Source organism: Mucilaginibacter flavidus (genome assembly GCF_024055575.1).
GTDB lineage: Bacteria > Bacteroidota > Bacteroidia > Sphingobacteriales > Sphingobacteriaceae > Mucilaginibacter > Mucilaginibacter flavidus.
Map to the genome: position 1 here is coordinate 1 of NZ_JAMXOE010000051.1, position 7,644 is coordinate 7,644.

Consider the following 7,644-nt stretch of genomic DNA (forward strand, 5'->3'; position numbering starts at 1 on the left):
ATAGGTTTTTTTAGTCACCCCATCGGCTGCCGTTACTGTTGTGTAAACAGTGGTGGTATCTGTGTTTAACGAAACCGGGGCCGAGGCTACGCCCGATGTTGCCGGTACGCCGTTTACCGTAATGGAGGACGCAACACCATGCGCAATTGCCGTTATCCTGATGGAACTCGTTGGCATAAATACCGAAGCTTTATAATCAAGATAGTCCACGCCTGGTACTATCGTCAATGCAGTAGCTGGGGTTACTTTAAGATTGGCCAGCAGCGCATCGTTTGCAGAAGTAACCTTAATATTAACAACCGCCTGGGTGCCGCCGCCAAGGTTATAACCTGTAACAGTGTAGTTTGTAGCCGGGCTGGTTATGGTTGGCGTACCACTGATTGTGCCGGTAGTGCCATCAAATAGCAATCCGGCGGGTAGCATGGGGCTAATAAACAAGCCGCCTGCCGGCGCTACCTTTTTAAGGGTATTATCGTTGGCATCTGAAACATAAAGATTACCGGCACCGTCAAGAGCTATTCCGAATGGTAAGCCCAAACCGCCTGCCGTGCTTACAGGGCCACCACTTACAGGTATGATATCCACTATGCCTAGGGGGGTATCGGTAACATATACATTTCCGGCATTGTCAACTGTAACCCCTTCCGGCGAGTTGAACAACGGACCAATAGATACGGGCGTGCCTGTGCCTCCAACAAGTTCATACAAAGCACCTGCAAATGCATCTATCACAAACAAGTTGCCTGCCGCATCAACAGCAATACCTGTTGGGTTAATAGTAATGCCGGTGGTTAGCAGAACAGGTGCGCCGCTGCCGCCCGGAATTTTATATACAGCCCCGTTACTACCACTGCGGCCTTCATCGGCAACGTATACATTTCCGGCCGCATCCACTGCTACGCCAACCGGGTAATCAAATCCTGAACCAATAGTTACCGGTGCTCCTGTGCCACCGGGTATCTTTTTTATGGAACTATTGCCGGCGTCAGCAACATAAACGTTTCCTGCAGCATCAACGGCCACGTTCTGGGGCCCGTCAAATCCCGAACCGATATTAACCGGCGGGCCACCTCCTGCGGGAAGTTTTGTAACTGTATTAGCGCCGGCATCAACAACATAAACATTGCCTGCTTTATCCGCGGCAACCCCGGCTATAAAAGTGTAAGTACCCGAGCTAACAACTGTCGGGGCTGCTGTGTATGCTATAGTGCTGACATTTGCAGATGACGGTATAAGAGGAACAATAGGAGCTCCAACTGTATAATTATTGGGACCGGTATAGCTCAAAGTTGGCGGCGGCGGTAAATCAACCTCAATGCTGAAGAGTGCGGATACCGCTCCGGCTGAATTATATCCCGTAACAGCATAGTCTTTTGCCGGCGACGCCGAGGTTGGTGTACCCTTAACCGTTCCGGTTTTGCTGTTAAAGCTAAGCCCGGCCGGTAGTGGCCTGTTTATATAAAAGCCACCATTGGGAACAAGCTTGCCAACCGTGTTATTATTTACATCTGCAACATAAATATTGCCCTTGCCATCAACAGATAAGCCTTCGGGGCCGCTGAGGCCGGTGGTACCTAAATTTGTAACAGGATGCCCGTTGGCTGGTACCCTGTAAATTGTGCTGTCGCCCTCGTCAGAAACATATAGGTTGCCTGAGGCATCCACTGCAACCCCGGCTGGGAAGTTGAACAACCCTACTATATCGGGAATAACGCCACCCTGTTTAAACTTGAATACAGCCCCAGAACCACCATCAGACACATAAATGTAGTTAGCATCGGCAGCGATGCCGGTAGGAAAGGGCAACGCGAAACTGCTGTTAAGCGTTACGGTACTGCCATCAGAAGCTTTTATTTCGTATATGAACCCTGTGGATAAATCTGTTGCATAAACGTTGCCTGCTGCGTCCACGGCTACGCTGCTTGGAGACATTATCGGATCGCCTATGCTGGTAACTGTAACGCCGTCAGGAGCTATTTTTTTAATGGCACTATTGCCATAATCAGATACATATACAAAGCCTAGGCTGTCTACCGCTACACCAGTGGGTGCGCTAAAGCCCGAGCCCCATGGAACCGGGACACCTCCGCCTGCCGGGATCATTTTTATGGCGTTGTTAAGCGAATCGGCAACAAATACATTGCCCGATTTGTCAACCGCTGTTCCCCGCGGCGCGTTAAATCCGGAGCCGATAAAGGTAGGGGTACTTGTATAGGACGTTTTCGCAATGAAACTGCTTGTTGGCACCAGTGGTGTAATAGCAGTTCCTGCTGTATAAGTATTTGGGGTATTATAATTTAAGGTTGGGGCAGGCGGCAATACTACTGCAATATTAACCGTGGCTGGGGTTCCTCCGCCTGCATTATAAGCAAATACATGGTAATTTGTTGCACTGCTCAAAGCAGTGGGGGTGCCGGTGATGATTCCTGTTGTATCATTAAATTTTAATCCTTTAGGCAGAATAGTGGCTAAAAAGTATCCTCCGGACGGTACAATTTCATATAAAATGCCGGCAGCTGCGTCGGTCACGAATAAATTTCCTGATGGATCAACCGCCACTCCCGAAGGAAATAAAAAGGTTGACCCGATATCTACAAAATTACTGCTTTTGCCGTCGCCTTTGTAAACCAGCCCGGTTGTATTCGGGATATCCGCATCAGCCACGTATAAGTCACCCTGAGGGTCGAGCGCAACAGCCGTAGGAGAATTAAAAAAGAATCCAAGATCTTCGGGGCAACCGCAACCAGGACTGACTTTGTATACTGAATTTGCGGCCCCGTCTGAAACATAGATATTTTGGCCGGTTTTATCTACTGCAATACTTGTTGGGGTATCAAAAGTGCCGGATAGCGTAACTGTACTGCCATCGCTTGCCAATATTTTATAAACAGCGCCGGCTCCTGCATCGGCAACGTATACATTGCCTGCACCGTCAACCGCCACGGCAACCGGTGAAGTAAAACCAGAGCCGATGCTTGTTATTGTGAGGCCATCGGCCGACATTTTCTTTACCGCTCCGTTACCAGCATCTGCCACATATATAAAGCCCGCAGCATCAACCGCCACACCCGATGGGCTGCTAAAACCCGAACCGAGGCTCACCGTTGCGCTGCCATTAACGGGTACTTTTTTTACCAGGTTATTGCCTTTGTCGGCCACATAAATATTGCCCGCAGTGTCTGACGCTATTCCCAGCGGAGCCGAAAATCCGTTGGCTACAAGTTTATATGGCGCATAACCCGGTGTATCAACGCCGGTGGCCGAGGGTACTATAGGGTCTATAGCAACGCCTAGTGTATCCACATTCGGATTAGTATAGCTAAGTACCGGAACGGGAATAGGGGGGTTAACTGCAATGCGAATGGTATCAGAAACGCTGTTATCGGAGTTATAAGCCGATATAATATAGCTTTTCTCCGCTGTAATTGCTGCGGGCGTGCCGGTGATGACACCTGTTGTATTATTTAAACTTAAGCCTGCAGGCAATGCCGGGCTTATAAAATAGCCCCCCGTCGGGCTGAATTTGTTTATGCCTGCCGAGCCCTGCAAGCCAACATACACATTATACATTGCATCAACAGCTACGCCTACAGCGTTAGTTATACCCGAAATTGCTGCAAAAGAAGCTCCGCCACCAGGCGGAACCTGGTATATCGTATTTGCGCCCTCATCGTCAATATAAATGTTTCCGCCGCCGTCAACTGCTACGCCTCTGGGGAAGCTAAACCCGGTTGCCAGCTGCACCTGAGGACTGCCGTTTGCAGGTATCTCATACAGGGCCAGGGTAACGAAATCAACCACGTATACATTGCCCGCAGCGTCCACCGTTATTCCGGAGCCATTATTAATTGTCCCATCGTCTATCCTAACTTTATTATTTCCGTCATTTGCCATTTTATATACGCCGCCGCCTATATTGGTTACATAAATATTGCCCAGGGTATCAGCTGCAACACCGAATGGTCGGCTAAAAGTGTTATTGATAACCACCGGCGTACCGTACGTTACCGGAGTGCCGCTTGCCGGTATTTTCCATACGTTTGCCTGGTCGGCAACGTAAACATTTCCTGTTTTATCTACCACAACGTTCCCGCTTTGGTTTAAAAACCCCGAACCTATCGTGGTGGTGGTGCTGCCGTCGGCAGTTATTTTTTTAACGTTTCCGAAACCTCCGTCCTGGTCATTTACATACATATTACCGGCCGCATCCAGTGTTAAGCCGTTTTGAGAGAAGTTTAACCCGGAACCCAGTATTACAGGACTGGTATACGCCGGTGCAGCTACACCGCTGGCGGTTGGCTTTAACAAAATAGTGGTGCCTACATGAAAAGTGTAATTGCTGCTGCTGTAACTAACACTGATGGGTGCGCCTTGTGCAGTATTACCCCTGGCATTGTGATCCGCAGGTTTTTTTGCATTTACAAGTGTGGCTTTATGGTTATGGGCTTCAAAGGCAAAGTTTAACTTGCCCCCGTTTTTCGACGCGGCGAATAACGCGATACCAGTGCATAAAAGAATTGCGGCTGCCAGTAAGCCGGGCTTACCAAAGCGACGATTTACTGACATTGACTTTTGTAATGAAGGTAGATGTGTTTTCATTTTTATTAGGGTGATAATAAGTTGGTTGAATAATAGGTCCCGAAAAAAGGGGTGATTTTTCAGATTGAAACTGATGATAAATATACTTTTTTATTGTTGATGTTTAATTTTTTGTGCCGGCTTGTGCAATAATTTTAGATCATGATCGTTTTTTTTCCTTTGAAAAAAACGGCCGTTAACAATACGCTAATGTACCAATCACTTGCGGGCTTTAATAACAATATGGGGTGGACAAATGGTGGACAAATTTGCGTAATAAAACGTCGGAGATTGGTTCCCGGGAGCCTACGTGGAGCAGGAAATACGTAAATGATGATATTTTAATGAGACGTTGGGGGCTGTGTACAATATATTAATGACCGGTTGATACCGCTTGCAATTAAACCAAAAACCGCTTAATTTTTGAATTTAGGCATAAAAACAACCCGGCCCTGATAATAATTACGGCCGTTTATTTTCCTCTCCAACCTTTGTAACAAAAAAATTTCATTTAATTTTCATCTTGATAAAATATTATATTTAAGCTTTCGTTTAGTATCTGTAAACCAAAAAAATTATAAGAAAGCTTATGGATGAAACTTTTACAACGACTTTAAATTTGCTGACTGACAAAGCCATGGTGAACGAGGAATTACAGGAGAATCTGGAAGGCGACGAGTTAATGTTTTATCATTCACTTCGTGCTGATTTGGACCTGCTGAAAAAGAATCCTAAGGTTCAAACAATTCACCACATTCTCGACCATTCGAGGAGCTTACGTTAGCAGTACCGTCTGCCTCACTGGTTCACAGGTCAAAGCTGTTTTTTATAAAATAGTCTATGGTTTGTGAACCTTTCTATTTTTACAAGTTCGTAGTTCATGGTTGACAGTTCATGGTATTTTGTGCTTATTTGCAGCATAGCTTAACGGTTTTGCTATTAACCATCAACTATGAACTAATACATGACCAGGAAAGAACGTTACCATCACTTCGTAGAGTATTTTTCAAAAAATCAGCCTGATGCGGAAACCGAGCTGCATTATGGCAATGCGTTCCAGTTGCTGATGGCGGTTATACTTTCGGCACAATGCACCGATAAGCGCATTAACCAGGTAACCCCCGCGCTGTTTGAACGCTTCCCCTCGCCCGAGTCGCTTGCGGCCTCAACTGCCGATGAAGTTTTTACTTATATCCGCAGTGTAAGCTACCCTAATAATAAAGCCAAACATTTGGTAGGTATGGCAAAAGTTTTGGTTGAGGTTTTTAACGGAGAGGTGCCATCGGGAATTGATGATTTGCAGAAGATGCCAGGGGTAGGGCGGAAAACGGCAAACGTTATTTCGTCGGTGGTGTTTGATGCACCGGCAATTGCTGTGGATACGCATGTGTTCCGGGTATCGGCAAGGCTAGGGCTCACCAATAAAGCCCGCACTCCCCTGGCAGTTGAAAAGCAACTGGTTGAGTTTTTGCCAAGTGAAACGCTGGCCGTGGCGCACCACTGGCTGATACTGCACGGTCGTTATATATGCGTTGCCCGCACACCCAAGTGCGAGATTTGCCCTATAAGCTGGTTCTGCAAATATTATGAAAGCACTCATACCGAAACGGCTTTATTGAAGGCGGAAGCTTTGAAGGTTAAAAAAGCGAAGGAGTTAAAAAAGAGAAATGCATTGAATAAAATTAGCAAAGAGCTGAAGAAGCGGAGTGTTGATAACAATGATTGATTAAGTTGTTTATGTTAGCTAAGTTTATCCGTTATAATAATGAAAGCTAAGCCAAATCACCCAATAAAAAATATTTACTAAAAATATTAGCATTTATAAAAAATGTTATTTACATTTGTTTCATACAATTTTTAAGATGAGCAGTTCAGATAAATTAAAAGCATTACAGTTAACATTAGATAAACTGGAAAAATCATACGGAAAAGGCACCATCATGAAACTGGGCGATTCCGTTATTGAGCCAACCGAAGTTATTTCAACAGGTTCTTTAGGTCTTGACATTGCACTTGGTGTTGGCGGTTTGCCAAAAGGCCGTGTGATAGAAATATACGGCCCTGAGTCATCAGGTAAAACTACCCTTGCCATACATGCTATTGCCGAATCCCAGAAAAAAGGGGGCATTGCTGCTTTTATTGATGCTGAACATGCGTTCGACCGTTTTTACGCTAAAAAACTGGGTGTTGATGTAGAGAACCTGCTGATATCGCAACCCGACAACGGCGAGCAGGCGCTTGAGATTGCTGACAACCTTATCCGTTCAGGTGCTATCGATATCCTGGTTATCGACTCAGTTGCCGCTCTTGTTCCCAAAGCCGAAATTGAAGGCGAAATGGGCGACTCGAAAATGGGTTTGCATGCACGCTTAATGTCGCAGGCATTGCGTAAGCTTACCGGTACCATCAGCAAAACAGGTTGCTGCTGTATTTTCATCAACCAATTGCGCGATAAAATTGGCGTTATGTTTGGTAACCCCGAAACTACTACCGGTGGTAATGCGCTTAAGTTTTATGCATCGGTACGTTTGGACGTTCGCCGTATATCACAGATAAAAGATACTGATGAAGTATCAGGTAATCGTGTTAAAGTGAAAATTGTAAAAAACAAAGTTGCTCCGCCTTTCCGTATAGCGGAATTTGATATTATGTTTGGCGAAGGTATTTCCAAAGCCGGCGAAATTATTGACCTGGGGGTTGAGCACAACATTATCAAAAAAGCAGGTTCATGGTTTAGCTATGGCGAAACCCGCCTGGGACAGGGCCGCGATGCTGTAAAGCAACTGATTATGGATAACCCTGAACTGATGGAAGAATTGGAAGGTAAAATAAAGGCGACAGTTACCGGCGACCTTTTGGTGGAAGAATAGTTTTTTGATTTCACCGCATTGAGGTGAAATCGATCTGAAAAAGTGAGTACATAGATATGAAAGAGAACCCTGGCGTTTAGCCGGGCCTTTTTGTGTGCGCCCGGCACGGGCGCAAACTATAGGGTGGAAGTCCCGAACGCGCCTTGATAGTGGGAAGCGTTAACCCAAGGCAAGGGTGTCCTTCGCGAGGAGGAAT

General features: G+C 46.0%; 4 protein-coding genes. 3 read left to right on the forward strand and 1 reads right to left on the reverse strand.

Features of this window, described 5'->3' with window-relative positions:
• Positions 1-4,599, reverse strand: a 4,599-nt coding sequence (locus NAF19_RS30300) for a putative Ig domain-containing protein (RefSeq protein ID WP_252794198.1), incomplete at its 3' end; no start/stop codon positions are given.
• 598 nt (positions 4,600-5,197) lie between these two features.
• Here NAF19_RS30300 and NAF19_RS30305 point away from each other — a divergent pair.
• The 3 genes from NAF19_RS30305 (at position 5,198) to recA (ending at position 7,448) form a co-directional block, all read left to right on the forward strand.
• Entirely contained in the window at positions 5,198-5,362 is a 165-nt protein-coding gene (locus NAF19_RS30305; RefSeq protein ID WP_252794200.1) for a hypothetical protein, read from the forward strand.
• Positions 5,363-5,542: 180 nt separating this feature from the next.
• Positions 5,543-6,304 carry an endonuclease III gene (gene nth / locus NAF19_RS30310; RefSeq protein WP_252794202.1) on the forward strand — a complete coding sequence of 254 codons (762 nt, stop codon included), beginning with the start codon at positions 5,543-5,545 and terminating at the stop codon, positions 6,302-6,304.
• Positions 6,305-6,440: 136 nt separating this feature from the next.
• Positions 6,441-7,448: a recombinase RecA gene (recA, locus tag NAF19_RS30315; RefSeq protein ID WP_252794204.1), complete on the forward strand. Its 1,008-nt coding sequence runs from the start codon at positions 6,441-6,443 to the stop codon at positions 7,446-7,448.
• The last annotated feature ends 196 nt before the right edge of the window (positions 7,449-7,644 follow it).